We start from the raw sequence: 16,344 nt of genomic DNA on the forward strand, positions 1-16,344 counted from the left end.
CGGTGCACAAGCCAGCGAGCAGGGAGGCACATCCATGGAAATGCCATTCTGACCGGTGATCAAGCCTTTGACGGCTTCATCCTACCGCCACAGAAACATCATCACCAAGCACATGATGCCGTTGTTCAGCGCGTGCGCGGTCATGGGCGCGATGAGGCTCTGCCGCCACATGCGAAGGAGGGAAAAGCCCCCTGCCAACGCCATGATGGGAGGCACTCCCGCCCAGCCCTGCGGATGAATGGCCGCGAAGACAAACGCCCCGACCAGCATGCCAGCGAGCCAGCGCAGCCACGCGGACAAACCAGGGAACAACAGGCCGCGAAACATGATCTCCTCCGAGACTGGCGCCCACACCACGGCGAGGAGGAAGGCGCCCAACTTTTCCCAGCCGCCGCCTGCAAAATAATCGACGATGGGATGCGTGGGCACATCGCCTGTGAGCCTCATGATCCAGGAGGAGGCGATCATGCCCGCGACCATCAAAGGCAGAGAGGCCACCCAGCCCAGAAGGCCCGCCCGCACTTCCCGCAGCAGGCCCTTCCCCCGATGCAGGCCCAGGGCCTGACGCCAGTCCGCACGCGGAATGCCCCGCAGCAGCGGCCACAGCATGCCAAGGATCAAGATCAGCAGCGCAGGCCCGTAGGCCGCCCAGGGAGGCAGGAGCACGGACATGTGACGCAGCAGCCTGGGCACAAACATGAACAGCGCCAGATAGATGGCAAAGCCCTCCAGCAAAACGCCCGCCTGGCTGCGACTGCGCAGTGCCAGAGTCAGTTTCAGGTTCCCGCTGCGCCACTGCACAATGCCCAGAATCAAAGCCACCAGGCCGCCCACGGCCAGCAGCAGCCCCAGCATGCTGAAGCAGATCAAAACCACGGCCGTCTGCGTGCTCTGCTGCACCACCGCCTGCCTTGCAGCGTCACTTTTTGGCAGAGCCCGCGCACGGGCCAGGTCAGCGAACCAGCCGTGCCGGGCGCGCAATTTCTTCATGTCATCCTCGTTCACAGCGCCATGGTTCGCGCGCATTTGCTGCAGCGACTTCACATCGGCCTGGAGGCCTTCATTTTGAGCGGCCACAGTCTCAAGCTCTGAAACAGCAGGCCAGGAACCGCTCAGCCAGCTTTTTGCGATCAGCAGCCGCAGCTTGTCCGCCTGACTGCGAGAAACCTGGGAGAGGTTCTGCACCAGCATCTCGTCAAAGTTCACCGGAAACCCTTCGAGTCCCGCCTGGCCTCCGCCGAAGAGGGCTGTGGTCGTCATCGTCTCTTTCACTCCCACGACGTAACGTGCCATCAGTTCCATGGTGCGGTTGGGGTGCACGCCGGTTTCGTCTGCCTCGCGATGGGTCGAGTGCATGGTGGCCGCGTAGGCCACGCATGCAGCGATCACGCACAGCGCCAAAGCAGCCCCCAGGCGCGAAAAACGCGGCGGCGCAGGGTGGGAGGAGGGCAGTGGCGGAGGAACGGCGGCGTCATTCATGATTGCAGGGATCAAACATCCCCTTGCCCGCAAAGGCACGCACAATTCTGCTCCGCAGCCGCGTTCATTCAGCACCCACCATGCGTACCTCCCTCTTTCTCCTTTTTGCGGCCTCCGCCCTGGCTCAAACTCCCCGCCCGGGCGTGAACTACGACGAAACCAAGGTCGGCAATGACCCGCTGCCCGATCTGAAGCTGACCACTGCGGAAGACTGGACGAACAAACGCCGCCCGGAAATTTTCAAACTCTTCGAAGAAAACGTCTATGGCAGGACGCCCACGGACGTGGGTGCAGCCAAGTTTGAAGTGACGGCGACGAAGAAGGACGCGCTCGGCGGCCTTGCCACGCGAAAATTCATCCACATCTCGGTGCCGAGCCGCCCGGCGTGGCCCGGCATGGATGTCATGCTCTACACACCGAACGCCACCAAGAACGCGGCCTGCTTTGTGGGCCTGAGCTTTGGCGGGAATCATGCCGTCAGCACGGAAGCCGATGTGCCGCTGAGCACCCGCTGGATGCGCGAGAGCAAGGAGAAGGGCGTCGTCGATCACCATGCCACTGAGGCGACGCGTGGCACGGAGAGCAGCCGCTGGCCGCTGGAAATGATCCTCAAACGCGGGTTTGCCGTGGCCACGGCCTACTATGGCGACATTGAACCAGACCGCGCCGACGGCTGGAAGGAGGGCCTGCGCGCCGCCGTGAGTCCGGAAGGTGCGAGCACCGTCTGGAAAGACGGCGAGTGGGGAGCCATCGGCGCATGGTCCTGGGGACTCAGTCGCATCGCCGACTATCTGCAAACGGATGCGCAGGTAGACGGCAAACACCTCGCCGTCATCGGGCATTCACGCCTGGGAAAGACGTCTCTCTGGGCCGGAGCGCAGGACGCACGCTTTGGCATTGTCATTTCCAATGACTCCGGCGAAGGCGGCGCAGCGCTGATGCGGCGCGACTTTGGTGAGACCACCGCTATCATCACCAAAGCCTTTCCGCATTGGTTCACTCCAAAATACGCGAGCTATGCAGGCAAGGCCGCCGCGTGCCCGGTGGATGCGCACATGCTCATTGCCCTGATGGCGCCACGCCCCGCCTACATCGCCAGCGCGGCGGAAGACCACTGGGCCGATCAAAAAGGCGAGTTCCTCTCCGGCAAATATGCGAGCCCGGTGTATGCGCTGTTTGGCAAAAAGGGTGTTGGCGTGGAAGAACCGCCTGCAATCGACCAGCCCGTGGGGAATTTCATCGGCTACCACAACCGCACCGGGAAGCATGACGTAACGGATTTTGACTGGACGCAGTACCTGAACTTTGCCGCACGGCATTGGGCCAAGTAAGAAGGCAGCAATTCACATTGTCACTTGCCCGCATACGAAAGCCCGTGTGTCTTGCGGGAGATCTTCTCACGCCATGCCCGCAAAAAAAGCGAAAACCAAACCTGCTGCCAAGAAGCCCGCCAAAAAACTCCGCAACGTGCCCTTTTGGATAGGCTTCGACCTGGGGGGCACGAAGATGCTGGCCTCGGTGCTGGACGCGAATTACAACGTGCTCGGCTCCGCGCGTAAATCGACCAATGGCTCCGATGGCGCTGCCAAAGGCCGGAGCAAGATCATCAAAGCCATCCAGGAGGCGATCGAAGAAGCCGGCGTGGACCCCAAGGGGATTCAGGGCATCGGCATTGGCTGCCCCGGCCTGGTGAATCCTGACAAAGGCATCCTCATTTTTGCCCCGAACCTGGGCTGGACGAACATGGCGCTGCGCAAGCTGCTGCAAAACCAGTTCAAATGCCCCATCATGGTGCTGAATGACGTGGATGCGGGAACGTACGGCGAGTACGTGCTGGGTGCGGGAAAAGGCGCGAGATCGCTGCTGGGAGTGTTTCCTGGAACGGGAGTGGGCGCAGGCTTTGTCTACAACGGCCAGCTTGTCATGGGCCGCGCCATTTCCGCCATGGAACTGGGCAATCTGCTGCTGCCGGGAACGCACATTGGCAGCCCGGTGTTTGGCAGCGTGATCCTGGAAGATCTCACCAGCCGGCTGGCGCTCGCGTCCCAGGCGGGACTGGCGTGTTATCGAGGTCAGCTGCCAGAGCTCGACAAAAAAACGGAAGGTTCTCTGCGAAACATCCGCAGCAAGGCGCTGGCCAATGCCTTCCGCAGCGGTGAGGACGCCGCCATGATCATGTTCCGCAACTCCATCCGGTATCTTGGCATGGGAGTGGCCACCGTCGTCAATCTGCTGGCTCCGGACCGCATCACACTCGGCGGCGGGCTGGTCGAAGAACTTCCCGACCTCTACTTGAACCTGCTCAAGGAGGAGGTGGAACGCTATGCCATACCCGAGCTTACCCGGGGCATCCGATACTCGCTGGCCAAGCTCGGCGGCCAGGCCGTGGCTGCCGGAGCAGTGGCGTGGCTGCGGAGCGCAACGAAATGACCCATCCTGCATGTCCTCCCAGCGCGAATCCAACTCATGAGTGACGTGACCCCACCCGTCTCGTTCAAGCCTTCCGCGGAACTTGCCGCCATGAAGGCGCCGCCGGAGCATGCGGTCATCTATGTCGGTGCCGCCTCCCTTTGCCTTGTGATTGGACGCAAGGACGACAAGGGGCAGTTCAGCCGCATTGAAAGCCTGGACCGGCCCCTGCCCGTGGCGCGCGACATTTTCCGGGCCCGCAGCATCTCACGCAACACCGTGGACCAGGCCGCTGCCATCCTGCGCAATTTCCTGCAGACCATGCGGGAATACGGCATTCCTTCTTCGCAGCTGCGCCTCTTCACCTCCAACATTCTGGCGGAGGCGGTCAACCACGAAATCTTCCTGAACCGCCTTCAGGTGCACAGCGGCGTGGTGCCAAGCCTGATCGATGACGGCAACATGACACGCCTCGTCTACCAGATCGCGCAGCGCATGCTTCTGAAGAATCCGCTGCTGGCCAAGGGGAACACCATTGTCTCCCACATCGGTCCGGGGAACACGCGTGCGATCTACTTCAAGGAGGGCCGGCTGGCCGCGTATACCAACTACCGTCTGGGCATCTTCCGCGCACGTGAAGCCGTGGCCACCCAGGACGATGAGGCCCACCAGCAGATGGCGCACCTGGAGGAGCACATCCGCGGTGTGGTGGACCACCTCGCGCAAGATTACTCGGATGTGAAGATCGACCACCATGTGGCCATCGGCACAGAGATTCAAAGCGTCGCGCCGCTGCTGGGCAAGGCACGCCTGGGCGCCCACCGCGTGCTGGAGAAGGATCTCGCACGGCTGACCGACAAGCTGGCGCGACTGAGCCCGGACGATCTCGTGCGCGAGCTGCACGTGCACTACACCGGCGGCGAGGGCATTGTGCCTGCTCTGCAGACGAATCTCGCTCTCGCGCGCCGGTTTGGCGATGATTCACTCTGGGTGCCTGAAGGCGACTTCCAGCTGGAGCTGATGCTGGATTTGATGACCTCGGGATCGCGCACCGCGATCTTTCAGGAGGAGATCATGCAGACCGCGGGCGAGATCGGCCTGCGCTACAAGACGGACCGCAAGCACGCGGAGCACGTGGCCAATTTTTCCCGCCAGCTTTTCCGGGAGCTGCAGCATCTGCACGGGCTGGATGCGAAATACGAGCTCGTCCTGCGCGTGGCCGCCACCCTGCACGAGGTGGGCATGTTCATCAGTCCGCGTGAGCACCACAAGCACAGCCTGTACATCCTGATGCACACGGAGATCTTCGGACTGAGCACGAACGACCGGGTGATGGTGGCGCTGCTGGCGCGGTACCACCGCCGTTACGATCCGGAGCCAAATCATCCTTACTTTTCCGATCTCTCGCGGGAGGAGCGCATGATCGTGCTCAAGCTCGCCGCCCTGCTCCGGCTGGCTGATTCGCTGGACCGCAGCCATGCGCAGCGCATCAAATCCATTCAACTCCGCCCCGAAGGCTCGCGCCTCAATGTTCTGACGCAGGGCGCGGACGACACCACGATTGAACAGATAGCCATTGATCTGAAGTGCGGACTTTTCCGCGAAATTTACGGTTATGACATCCTCCTCGCCAAATCCTGAAGCACAAACCGCACCGCCAAAGCTGCGCCTGACGGAGGAGCATTTCATCAACCGTGAGCTGAGCTGGCTGGCCTTCAACTCGCGTGTGCTGGATGAAGCAGCCCGCCCGGACCTGCCGGTGCTCGAACGCGTGAAGTTTCTCGCCATCACCGCATCCAATCTGGACGAGTTCTTCATGGTGCGCATCGGCGGACTGCAGCTGCTGCGGGAGCAAGGGCGGCGTGTGCGCGACAATGCGGGTCTCACCCCCACGCAGCAGTGGGAGCAGGTGCACCAGCAGGCCGCCGTCTTTGTGGCACGGCAGTATGACATTCTGCAGCAGCAGCTTGTGCCGCTGATGAATGAAAAGGGCATCCGCCGCCTGCTGAACTCTGAACTCACGCCGGCGCAGCGAACACTGCTGCGCGAATATTTTGACGAGCACATCTTTCCGGTGCTTTCACCAGTGGTCGTGGATGACACAGGAGCACGCGCCGCCATACCGGCGCTGAACATCGTGCTGCTCTGCACTGTGAGCAACGACGACGAACAGACGGAGAAACGGCACGTGCTGCTGCCTCTGCCCGCCAATCTGCCGCGGCATGTGCTGGTGCCTGATCCTGACGGAGGCCAGTATCTCTATGTGAACCTTGAGGACGTGGTGGCGCTGTTCATCGGCGAATTTTTTCCTGCGGAGAAAGTCTCCGCCCCTGCGCGCTTCCGCGTCAGCCGCAACACGGACATCACCGTGGATGATGAGAGCGCCTTTGACCTGGCCAGCGAGATGGAGGAAGTGCTGGAAAAGCGCCTGCAGAGCCAGGCCATCCGCATCGAGATCGAGGCAGGTGCCTCCCGCGAGCACACCCGCATCATCCGTGAGGTCTGCGGCGCCCGCACGGCTCAGATCTACGACATCCCCGGGGAGCTCGATCTGCGCGCCTTCTTCCAGATCGCCGGCATCTCCGGATTTGACGAACTCAAGGTTGACCCCTGGGACAGCCATGCCAGCACCGCGATCACACCCGGTGAAAGCATCTTTGATGCGATCAAACGCGGCGACATTCTTTTGCATCACCCGTATGAGAGCTTCGATCCCGTTCTCGCGCTGGTGGAAGAAGCTGCCGCGGACCCGAATGTCATCGCGATCAAGCAGATCCTCTACCGCACGGCAAAGAACAGCCGCATCATCTCCGCGCTGATCCGCGCCGCGCAGGCCGGCAAGCACGTGACGGTGCTGGTCGAGCTGAAGGCCCGCTTCGATGAAGCGCGCAACCTCGAACGAGCCAACGACCTCATCAATGCAGGTGCGCAGATCATTTACGGCGTGGCCGGTTTGAAGACTCATGCCAAAGTCTGTCTGGTGATGCGCCGCGAATCCGGGCACATGACGCGCTACATGCACTTTGGCACGGGGAACTACAACGAGGCCACTTCCAAGCTCTACACTGACATCAGCGTCCTGACATGCCGCGCTGATTTCGGGGCGGATGCATCGGCGTTCTTCAACACGGTCACGGGACGTTCGCGCTTTGTTCATTTCACCAAGCTCAGCATGGCGCCCTACGGGCTGCGCGAGCGCCTGGTGTCCCTGATCCACAGTGAAACGGCGCGTGCGCGCCAGGGCGAAGCCGCGGAAATCATGCTGAAGATGAACGCCCTCGAAGACCGCCAGATGATCGAGGCGCTGTATGAAGCCTCCCAGGCTGGCGTGAAGATCCGCCTCAACGTGCGCGGCATCTGCTGCCTGCGCCCCGGCATCAAGGGCATCAGTGAAAACATCAGCGTCGTCAGCATCATCGACCGCTATCTGGAGCACGCCCGCATCTTCTGGTTCCGCCAGGGAGGCAAGCCCGCCGTCTTCATCGCCAGTGCGGACTTCATGAACCGTAATCTCTCGAAGCGCGTGGAACTCCTCACGCCGGTGGAAGACAAGGAGGCGCGCAAACGCCTGCTGCGCATCTTGGAAATTCACTTTGCCGACACCGCCCGCGGCCGCGTCCTGAAATCCGACGGCACCTGGCATCTGCCCCAGGTGACCGCAGCGAAAAAGGTCCGCTCGCAGGAGCAGTTCGCCCGAGAAATGGCCAAGCGCGCGCGTCAGGCCAATGAGTCACCAGACGTGCTGGTGCCGCATACGCCGAAGTGAGGCCAGCGCCAGTGCGCACGCCGCCTCCATGACAGTCATCAACACTAGCCCGGCCATTCATCTGAATGCCGTTCTCCCAGTCGGCAACGCCATACGGGCGCTCCAACAACGCGGGATATGGCTGGATGAGAAAGTGATTGCGACTGCATTGAGCCAGGCCGACGAGGCCCCCTAACACGGGCTTACCACACCGCCTTGTAAATCATAGCGCCGACGACAGCTCCGATGATCGGGCCGACGACGGGGATCCAGGAGTAGCCCCAGTCGGAGCCACCTTTGCCGGGAATGGGCAGGACGAAATGGGCGAGGCGCGGGCCAAGGTCGCGGGCTGGATTGAGCGAGTAGCCGGTGGGACCGCCGAGGGAGAGGCCGATGGAACCCACGAGCATGCCGACGATGGCGGGGGCAAAGCCTTTGTCCCAACCGGAGTTGGGCACCAAGTTGGCGGGAGACAGAATCGCCAGAAGGCCAAACATCAGCATGGCGGTGCCGATGATTTCGCAAATCAGGTTTCCCACGGTGTGGCGGATCGCGGGGCCGGTGCTGAATACGCCGAGTTTGGCACCTGCGTCCGTGGTCACCGACCAATGAGGGAGATAGGCCAGCCAGACCAGAATGCCGCCGAGAAATCCACCCGCCACCTGTGCGCCAATGTAGCCGGGAACGAGCGCCCAGTCGAATTTACCGATGGCCGCCAGGCCCAGGGTCACGGCGGGATTCAGATGCGCGCCGCTGATGGCATTGGTGCAATAGACCGCGATGGCCACGGCAAGCCCCCAGCCCGCAGTGATCACAATCCAGCCGGCATTGTTGCCCTTGGTTTGCTTGAGAAGCACATTGGCGACGACCCCGTCGCCGAGGAGAACCAGGATCATGGTGCCGAAGAGTTCTGCGAGAGTTGCGGACATGGCGGTGCTGAATTTTGGTTGAATTTCAGCGCAGGCTATCGGGCTGCGCGAAAAAGAGCAAGCATGTAGATCAGCCACCGGTGACACAAAATAACAGCAAAGGTCAGAAAGAAATAGGAGAGCAACTTCGTCAGCGAACACAATGTGATCAGACTCAGCGAGCAGTCCTGATGGAGCGCGTTCGATCAGTCCACACGCGCTGCCTTGAGCCGCTCGTCATCCAGATCGAGGCGGTACATGAGCTGGTTGTAATCGTAACGTGGCGTGGCGATGGGATTGCCGGAAAAGGTTTCGGTGTAGGTGCCTTGGAAATAAATCAAGCGCCCGTCCTGCTGATCAAAAAAGGCGTGATGGCTGGGATTGTAGAAACTGTACTTTGGATGAGTGGCTATCTTCACCGCCTTTCGCCACGGGCCTTCGATCTGCTTTGCCTCGGCATACCACACCTCTCCAAGATAGGAAACACCGCCGCTTTCCTGAACCGCGATCATGACCCAGCGCTCGCGATGTTTGTTCCAATGCACGCTGCCGGCATGCAGATGCACTGGCTTGCCCGTCTGAGCGTCCACCACCTGCATGCGCGCCTTCTCCTTCGGCATCTTCTTTTCCGCGATGAGTTTTTCCTCGTCCTTCTGCGTCGTGGGCCCCGTGGCATTCTGCCAGACGTAGTCGCCATGCTCCGTGGACCAGGCCAGGGCCTCGTAGGAGGAGGTGTTCTGCACGGAATCATAATCTGCTTTCACCCGTGTGCGGCAGAAGGGGGTGGAAAAGTAGATCCAGTCGCCACCTTCACCTTTGGTGCGCACGGCGTTGCCCTGCGGATGCTGCCAGGTGAATTCATCTCCGAGCACCGCGATGCGACGGAAACGCCCGGTCGATTCATCCAGCTCCGCCAGACCGTGCTCCAGGCGTGTGCCCACATCTTTCCAGCGTGAGTAGTGCGCCATGAGATGATCCTTGCTTTGCGAATCCATAACGGTGTGCATGCCGAAGATCCAGACCGCGCCGGATTCCTCGACCGGCAGCATTTTGGCCACAGCATTGTTTTCATCCGTGATGTATTCAAAGTGAATGCCGTGCTCGGGATCGAGGCCGCCTTTGTCCGGCGCGTCGCTCCAGGCGGCTGTGGAGTGGTAATTTCCCAGCGGATAATTCGGGCGATTGGTGTCGCCAAAGATCCAGAAGTAGCGTCCTTTCCACGACACCACCTGCACCGAGTCCTGGCCCATCACATCCGCAAACAAATTGGGGCTGGGCAAAGGCGGCTCATGGCCCAGCAGGGTGCTGTCCCGGTAAATCCCCTGCCCCGTGAGCCGGCACATGCGCTCGGCCACATTGGTGCGCAGCACCTTCACCTCCACCGATTTTCCCGCCACAGGCGTCAGGCGCACGCCCACAAAGCCGAAGCCATCCTTCGGCAGCGCATACCCGGGGCCTTCGATGTTGAAATACACCGGCCGGTTCATGAGACCTGGCTCGTTAAAAGCGATCCAGCCCGCGCTGTCTGACGTCAGCGCGATGTGATTCGTGGTTTTCAGCGTGATCAAAGGCACTCCGCGGCCCGTGTTTTCATCGATCACATGAATGCCAAAATAATCCTCCGGCGCAGCGGTCAAAAGCGGTGGCAGGCAGAGCAACGCCAGAAGCAATCGGGAGAAAAGCATGGCGATGTTTTAGCATGACTTCGCCGCAGGAGAAAACGACTAATTCACCGCTCTTGACACCCGGAATCCAGATGCGAAGGCGCAGGAAATGTTTTTCGACACCCACACCCATCTCGGCAGCAAGCAGTTCGACGGCGACCTGCCCGCAGTGCTGGCGCGCGCGCGCGCTGCAGGCGTCACGCGCATGGTGGCACCGGCCACCGATCTTGAAAACGCCCGCAAGCTTCTGGCCATGGCGGAGCACGAGCCGGATGTGCGTGTGGCGGTGGGCATTCACCCCACCGATGTCGACTCAGTGAGAGGAGACGCCTGGATCCAAGAACTGCGGGAACTGGCGCTGCACCCCAAGGTGTGCGCCATCGGCGAGATCGGGCTCGATTACTTCCATGCACCTGCGGAAGGCTTCACCCCTGCCGAATGGCGCTCCCACCAGGCCCGGGTGCTCGCCGCACAGCTCGACCTCGCAGTGGAGCTGAAGTTGAATGTGATCCTGCACAATCGCGAGAGCTGGGAAGACCTCACCGCCCAGGTCCTGCCTTACAGCGACCGCCTGCGCGGAGTGTTTCACTGTTTTACCGGAACGCTCGAGCAGGCACAGCCGCTGCTGGAGCGCGGACACCTCATTTCCTTCACCGGCATCGTCAGCTTTAAAAACGCCGGCCTCATCGCTGAAACCGCACGCACTGTACCTGCGGGCAGCTACATGATCGAAACAGACGCCCCTTACCTCGCCCCGGTGCCAAATCGTGGCAAGCGCTGCGAACCCGCCTACGTGGCGGACACCGCCCGTGCCATCGCCGCCCTGCGCGGGGAGACGGTGGAAAAAGTGGCGGCGGACACCACGCGCGCCGCTCTCGAATTCTTCCGCGGCTGGGATTGATCTCCGCCGAAAGCATTCCAATCTCACCCACGTTCACTGCCACCACCATGAAACTCTTCCTCGCCTCCCTCCTCCTTGCATCGCTTGCCAGCGCCGCTCAGTTCACTGTTGAAAAAACCGCCACGGGCGGCGCCATCGTGAAGGTGGACGGCCAGGTCTTTGCTGAATACGTCGTCGATCAGGCGAACAAGCCCTACCTTGCTCCCGTCTTCGGCCCCACGGGCAAGCAGATGACACGCAACTACCCGATGAAAACCGTCGAAGGCGAACAGCATGACCACCCGCACCACCGCGGCATCTGCTTCGGCCTTGAAGGCATCAACGGCGTGCAGTCATGGGCTGAGGCGAGCACCTTTGGTGACCCGGTCAAATCCGCGGCCCGCCTCGCCAGCCTGGGCAGCGAGAAACACCGTGAGTTCAAAACTTTGGAAGCCAAAGCAGACTCCGCCACTCTCGTCTCCATCATCGACTACCTCGACCACGACGGCAAAAAATACCTCGAAGAAGAGCGCACCATGATCTTCCGTGCTGGCGATGGCACCCGCAGCATCGAGCTGAAGCAGATCCTGACAGCCACCGATGGGACCGCCACCTTTGAAGACAAAAAGGACGCCGGACTCAGCATCCGCGTACCCACCGAGATGGCGGTGGAAATTGAAAAGAACAAAAAGGGCAGCGGCCACATCATCAACAGCGAAGGTCTCACCGATGCCGAGGCCTGGGGCAAACGCGCCAAGTGGTGCGACTACTACGGCACCGTGGGCGGTGAGAAGCTCGGTGTGGCCATGCTGAACCACCCCTCCAGCTTCCGCTACCCAACTCCCTGGCACGTGCGCACCTACGGCCTTTTCACCGCCAACCCCTTCGGCACCAAGGCGCTCGACAAAAACGCCCCTGACGGCACCTACGATCTGAAGAAAGGCGAGCACACCCTGCTGCGCCACCTCTTCTACTTCCACAAGGGCGATGAGAAGGAAGGCAAGGTCGCCGAAGCCTACGAGGCCTTCGCCAAAGAATAAAACACATCGTCAAAGGTTCACCCGTCGGGGCGAAAAAGGATGCAAGGCGGCACTGCCTGCTCTTTTTTCGCCCCATGTTTTTTCAGCGCTTCTTACTTCTTTTCGGCCTCTCCTCCTCCCTTGCTGCGGCTGATTTTGATCTGGTCGTCTATGGCGGCACTCCGGCCGGACTGAGCGCCGGCGTCGTGGCCGCGCGGGAAGGTGCATCCGTGGTGATCATCGAGCCCACGAAGTGGATCGGCGGCATGGTCACCGGTGGCCTCTGCCACACGGATGTGGGAAAGCAGGAGACCATTGGCGGGTTTCCGCGGGACTTTTTCTTCGCTGCCGCCCGCAAGACAATGACACCCAGCCTGTGGTACGAGGCGCCTAAAACAAACATGGCCGTCTTCAATGACATGCTCGCGAGAGCAGGCGTCAAAGTAGTGACGGCGCAGGCGCTTAAATCTGTCGCCAAAGAAGGCGTGCGCATCACCAGCCTGACCACGGACGACGGCACAACCTACGCCGGCAAGCAATTCATCGACGCCTCTTATGAAGGAGATCTCATGGCCGCAGCCAAGGTGAGCTACATCGTCGGCCGGGAGAGCACCGCGCAGTATGGCGAGCCATTGGCGGGCTACCATCCGATGCCGATCCGGCCGCGCACGGTAGAGGTGATGGAGAGCGACTGCCCCAGCCTCGGTGGCAAAGGCCCCGCGTACATCCACGGCACGCCAAGCAGCATTTCCGGACTCGATGCCCGGGGCAGCCCGATCTACGGCGTCTTTCCAGATCCCAAGCTCGCCCCTGGCAGCGCGGACAAACGTACTCAGAGCTACAACTTCCGCATCTGCGTCACGCAGCGCAAAGAAAACCAGGTCCCCTTCCCCAAGCCCGCGAACTACGACCCCACCAAATACGAACTGCTGCTGCGTCTGATCCAAGCTTTCCCCGGCCTCCGCTTTGGCCGTTTGTTTCACCTTGGCAATGTGGCCCATAACAAATACGACCTCAATGCGCAGGGGCTTTTCTCCACCGACTATCCTGGTGCCAACTTCGACTATCCCGATGGCGATGCCGCCACGCGCGCACGCATCTGGCAGGACCACACGGACTTCATCCAGGGCATGCTGTGGTTTCTAGGTCACGACGAGCGCGTGCCGCAGAGCCTGCGCGAGCAGACCAACTCATGGGGCCTGTGCAAAGACGAGTTTGCCGACAACAACCACTGGCCCTACGCGCTGTATGTGCGCGAAGGCCGCCGCATGATCGGCGAGTATGTCATGGTGCAGAAGGATCTGCAGACAGACATTTTCAAGGACGACTCCGTCGGCATGGGCAGCTTCCTCATCGACTGCCACATCGTGCAGCGCATCCTCGCGGATGACGGCACCGTGCGGGATGAAGGAAGCTTTCAGGACACGCCGGCGCTGCCCTATCAGATCCCATACCGCAGCCTGATCCCCAAACGTGCGGAATGCGAAAACCTGCTCGTTCCTGTCTGCCTCTCCGCCAGCCACATCGCCTACTGCTCTCTGCGCATGGAGCCCGTGTATATGGCACTGGGCCAGGCTTCAGGCCTCGCCGCTGTCATGTCCATGAAGGACGGCACGCCGGTGCAATCCATCGATGTAGCGGCGCTGCGCAAAAAACTGCTCGAACAAAAGGCGGTGCTCGAACTCCCCTCGCTAGCAAACATGGTCCGCTCCGCAAAGCTGCCGGGCATCGTCATGGGCGAGCAGGAAGCCGAACAGACGGGGCACTGGACCGGCAGTTCCTACGGCAACCCGGTGGATGGCACGAGCATCCACGATGCGAACTCGGAGAAGGGCTCCAAAAGCGTCACCTATCGCCTGAAAATTCCGGCAGCCGGCAGGTACGAAGTACGCATGTCGTATGCCTCCGCTCCAAACCGCGTGCGCTCTTTGCCAGTGAGCATCGAGCATGCCGATGGAACGCAAACCGTGATCGTGGATCAGCGCAAAACGCCACCCATTGACAAGCTCTTCATCAGCCTTGGCACTTACAGATTCACGCCAGAGAAGCCGGCGGTGATCGTCATCAGCAACAAGGACACGGATGGCATCGTGGGCGCCGATGCGGTGCAGTTGCTCGAAGTGAAGTGATCTTCCACGACGTCTCGGAGAGCAGAAGTCCGACCAAGCCGCCGCTCCTTTTCCGGCAGAATTTTTTGCGCACCGCACAACCGCAAAACAAAATCAAAACGAAGTGTTAGGTGAAACTAACTGATCCTATGAAAACAACACTTCAACTTCTCGGCCTTGGTTTGTTCATGATGACCCTGTCCAGCTGCGACACCTACGTCGGCGCTGGCGGTTACGCCGGAACACGCCCTGGCTATTACCGTCCGGCACCCGCCCCACGTCCCTACTATCACCCAGGTTATAACAACGGATATCACAACGGCTACTACGGGCACAACCACCCGTCTTACTACAACCGTCCGTCCTACTACTCCAGGCCCGGCTACCGTCCCGCTGGCGTCAATGCCAACGTGAACGCCCGCGTGCTGCCGCTGAATGTGAATAGCAACACACGTCTCGGCCTGTTCTAAAAATCTCCAGCGCTCCCCTTGGAGCCGTGGCGGATGAGAAATCATCCGCCACGTACTTTTTTTATACGGGCGTCTTTTTTTCAAACGCCCAGCAGTTCACGCGCTTCCGCCTGACCTGGGGCAGGCCGTCCAAACTCACTTGCGGTCACTCGCGCAAGGGACGTGAGCTGGCGCCAGCGGAATGCAGCACGGGTGCGATGAAACTCGTCCCAGGTGGTCTGGAAATATTTCTCCGCATGCAGCGCACCGTCCTCGCTGACCGCATAGCGCAGCAAGGTTTTAAACACGACCTCAGGATCGATGCCCTGCATGCCGCAGCGATGCACCACACCTGCGGCATGGCCTTGGAGGTTTTGCCGGATGTTGTCATCCAGTTCGGCAAGCAGCTTTGTCTGATCGGTGCTCTGGCTGATGTGCCGATTCAGCGGCATCGGCTCCCACTCCAGAAAATGCTGACCCGTGGCCGTGCCCCGATCGTGCGCCACCTGCCATGCTCCCAGAATGAGGCAGGCGAAAACATTTCTTCCCCGGCTGACTTGGGAGAGATTGCGCCAGGCATGCACGGAGTCACTCGCATGCACGCCCACGGAGTCTCCATGCACGCTGCCGGGTGGCTTGCCGGGAGACTCCCAGTCTGGCGGACGACCATGATCCCTCAGCACGATCTGATTGGCCGCCAGCGAGATCGCCTCGCCGATTTCATGCGGATCAAATCCCTCCGCCAGTGCCGCAGCCACCGCTCCTGCGGCGTCTTCCGGAGTGCCGCTGAAGATGGTTATGCTGAGCTTTTCGACCGAACCATCCTCCATCGAACGTGTGCCGGGATCGCGCCCCATGAGCTTGTGCTCATCCATCAGCTTTGTCAGCGCCTTGCTGTTCTCGTCCCACTCAGGGCGGCGATATTTTTCTGAGTTCAGGCAGTAGCGCAAAGACATGCGCAGCAGCGTCGTCGCATGCTCATGCCCCACGATATCGCGCAGATCCCAGGCGCGATACGGCAGCACAGTGCGGTGCACTTCTGGATTGTCCTGCACGCATTCGAGCAGCGCATTGAAGCCGTCGTCCGCGCTGTTTTGCATCATCGTGGCGAAGATGCCTTCCGCGCCTGCGGTGTCCTTGCGCTTCACGGCCTCGTGCAGCTGCTGTGAGTTCGGATGCTCCGTGCCCACAGCCACGGGATGCAGCACCTCATCCTTGCGCCCGCCATTTTGCTGCATGCGGTTGGTGTTGCGATAGAGCACTTTGAAAACCGGCAGCGCCTGCTGCTTCTCCGGCATGGAGCCAGACATCTTCAGCGAAGGCCCCAGCGCCATCAACGTGTGAAAGCCGATGTAATCCTCTCCGCCAAAGGTGCGCGCGTTTGCCAGCACGCCTGCGGCCACGAGTTTTTTCAGGGGCACTCCTTCCTTGAGCTTCGCTGCCAGCGCAGGCTGCAGCTTTGACACGGGCGTCTCCTGCATGAAGCAGACGAGAGACTCCATGTCTCCAAAGTTCAGGACGGCGGGTGTTTCCGCGGCGGAGGCGGAAGAGATGCCGAACTCAGCTGCGAGCGCGGGACCGATGGTGGCGAGAAGCGTTCCCTTGCTCACATCGGCAAGGAAAGCACGGCGGGATTGCGGTTCATTCATGATGACCTCCGGGTTGGGATTGGCCAAGAGTGTC

Annotated in this window: 12 protein-coding genes; 8 read left to right on the plus strand and 4 right to left on the minus strand. The window is 60.9% G+C overall.

Annotation, left to right across the window (positions count from 1 at the left end; all coding sequences use genetic code 11):
- Positions 1–81: 81 nt before the first annotated feature.
- Positions 82–1,479 carry a lysostaphin resistance A-like protein gene (locus tag ACILSO_RS13200; RefSeq protein ID WP_395737886.1) on the minus strand — a complete coding sequence of 466 codons (1,398 nt, stop codon included), beginning with the start codon at positions 1,477–1,479 and terminating at the stop codon, positions 82–84.
- Positions 1,480–1,559: 80 nt separating this feature from the next.
- Here ACILSO_RS13200 and ACILSO_RS13205 point away from each other — a divergent pair, with 80 nt between their 5' ends.
- The 4 genes from ACILSO_RS13205 (at position 1,560) to ppk1 (ending at position 7,654) form a co-directional block, all read left to right on the plus strand.
- Positions 1,560–2,810, plus strand: a complete 1,251-nt coding sequence (locus tag ACILSO_RS13205; protein WP_395737887.1) for an acetylxylan esterase — start codon at positions 1,560–1,562, stop codon at positions 2,808–2,810.
- A gap of 73 nt (positions 2,811–2,883) precedes the next feature.
- On the plus strand, positions 2,884–3,909 hold the full coding sequence (locus tag ACILSO_RS13210; RefSeq protein WP_395737888.1) for an ROK family protein: 1,026 nt from the start codon (positions 2,884–2,886) through the stop codon (positions 3,907–3,909).
- A gap of 36 nt (positions 3,910–3,945) precedes the next feature.
- On the plus strand, positions 3,946–5,529 hold the full coding sequence (locus tag ACILSO_RS13215) for a hypothetical protein (RefSeq protein ID WP_395737889.1): 1,584 nt from the start codon (positions 3,946–3,948) through the stop codon (positions 5,527–5,529).
- Positions 5,504–7,654: a polyphosphate kinase 1 gene (gene ppk1, locus ACILSO_RS13220; protein WP_395737890.1), complete on the plus strand. Its 2,151-nt coding sequence runs from the start codon at positions 5,504–5,506 to the stop codon at positions 7,652–7,654. The genes ACILSO_RS13215 and ppk1 overlap by 26 nt, the downstream gene beginning before the upstream one ends.
- Positions 7,655–7,836: 182 nt before the next feature.
- Here the strand turns inward: ppk1 and ACILSO_RS13225 are convergent, their stop codons facing one another.
- Together ACILSO_RS13225 and ACILSO_RS13230 are read right to left on the minus strand one after the other, a co-directional pair.
- On the minus strand, positions 7,837–8,562 hold the full coding sequence (locus tag ACILSO_RS13225) for an MIP/aquaporin family protein (RefSeq protein WP_395737891.1): 726 nt from the start codon (positions 8,560–8,562) through the stop codon (positions 7,837–7,839).
- Positions 8,563–8,747: 185 nt separating this feature from the next.
- The gene (locus ACILSO_RS13230) at positions 8,748–10,226 is read right to left on the minus strand and encodes a hypothetical protein (RefSeq protein ID WP_395737892.1); all 1,479 of its coding nucleotides are present in this window, start codon (positions 10,224–10,226) and stop codon (positions 8,748–8,750) included.
- Between the two features lie 88 nt (positions 10,227–10,314).
- On the opposite strand from ACILSO_RS13230, the gene ACILSO_RS13235 reads away from it, so the two are divergent.
- The 4 genes from ACILSO_RS13235 (at position 10,315) to ACILSO_RS13250 (ending at position 14,682) form a co-directional block, all read left to right on the plus strand.
- Positions 10,315–11,106 carry a TatD family hydrolase gene (locus tag ACILSO_RS13235; protein WP_395737893.1) on the plus strand — a complete coding sequence of 264 codons (792 nt, stop codon included), beginning with the start codon at positions 10,315–10,317 and terminating at the stop codon, positions 11,104–11,106.
- A gap of 47 nt (positions 11,107–11,153) precedes the next feature.
- Entirely contained in the window at positions 11,154–12,125 is a 972-nt protein-coding gene (locus tag ACILSO_RS13240) for a PmoA family protein (RefSeq protein WP_395737894.1), read from the plus strand.
- 74 nt (positions 12,126–12,199) lie between these two features.
- On the plus strand, positions 12,200–14,233 hold the full coding sequence (locus ACILSO_RS13245; protein ID WP_395737895.1) for an FAD-dependent oxidoreductase: 2,034 nt from the start codon (positions 12,200–12,202) through the stop codon (positions 14,231–14,233).
- A gap of 128 nt (positions 14,234–14,361) precedes the next feature.
- Positions 14,362–14,682, plus strand: coding sequence for a hypothetical protein (locus ACILSO_RS13250; RefSeq protein WP_395737896.1), 321 nt, complete (start codon positions 14,362–14,364; stop codon positions 14,680–14,682).
- An 80-nt stretch (positions 14,683–14,762) separates the two neighbouring features.
- Here the strand turns inward: ACILSO_RS13250 and ACILSO_RS13255 are convergent, their stop codons facing one another.
- On the minus strand, positions 14,763–16,310 hold the full coding sequence (locus ACILSO_RS13255) for a hypothetical protein (protein ID WP_395737897.1): 1,548 nt from the start codon (positions 16,308–16,310) through the stop codon (positions 14,763–14,765).
- Positions 16,311–16,344: the final 34 nt, after the last annotated feature.

Source organism: Prosthecobacter sp., assembly GCF_044226605.1.
Classification (GTDB): Bacteria; Verrucomicrobiota; Verrucomicrobiia; order Verrucomicrobiales; family Verrucomicrobiaceae; genus Prosthecobacter.

What these genes read in the sequence shown, in the direction of transcription:
- ACILSO_RS13240 (WP_395737894.1), top strand. Translation starts at nt 11,154, where the DNA reads ATGAAACTCTTCCTCGCCTCCCTCCTCCTTGCATCGCTTGCCAGCGCC.
- ACILSO_RS13250 (WP_395737896.1), top strand. Translation starts at nt 14,362, where the DNA reads ATGAAAACAACACTTCAACTTCTCGGCCTTGGTTTGTTCATGATGACC.
- ppk1 (WP_395737890.1), top strand. Translation starts at nt 5,504, where the DNA reads ATGACATCCTCCTCGCCAAATCCTGAAGCACAAACCGCACCGCCAAAG.
- ACILSO_RS13230 (WP_395737892.1), bottom strand. Translation starts at nt 10,226, where the DNA reads ATGCTTTTCTCCCGATTGCTTCTGGCGTTGCTCTGCCTGCCACCGCTT.
- ACILSO_RS13235 (WP_395737893.1), top strand. Translation starts at nt 10,315, where the DNA reads ATGTTTTTCGACACCCACACCCATCTCGGCAGCAAGCAGTTCGACGGC.
- ACILSO_RS13215 (WP_395737889.1), top strand. Translation starts at nt 3,946, where the DNA reads ATGAGTGACGTGACCCCACCCGTCTCGTTCAAGCCTTCCGCGGAACTT.
- ACILSO_RS13200 (WP_395737886.1), bottom strand. Translation starts at nt 1,479, where the DNA reads ATGAATGACGCCGCCGTTCCTCCGCCACTGCCCTCCTCCCACCCTGCG.
- ACILSO_RS13255 (WP_395737897.1), bottom strand. Translation starts at nt 16,310, where the DNA reads ATGAATGAACCGCAATCCCGCCGTGCTTTCCTTGCCGATGTGAGCAAG.
- ACILSO_RS13245 (WP_395737895.1), top strand. Translation starts at nt 12,200, where the DNA reads ATGTTTTTTCAGCGCTTCTTACTTCTTTTCGGCCTCTCCTCCTCCCTT.
- ACILSO_RS13205 (WP_395737887.1), top strand. Translation starts at nt 1,560, where the DNA reads ATGCGTACCTCCCTCTTTCTCCTTTTTGCGGCCTCCGCCCTGGCTCAA.
- ACILSO_RS13225 (WP_395737891.1), bottom strand. Translation starts at nt 8,562, where the DNA reads ATGTCCGCAACTCTCGCAGAACTCTTCGGCACCATGATCCTGGTTCTC.
- ACILSO_RS13210 (WP_395737888.1), top strand. Translation starts at nt 2,884, where the DNA reads ATGCCCGCAAAAAAAGCGAAAACCAAACCTGCTGCCAAGAAGCCCGCC.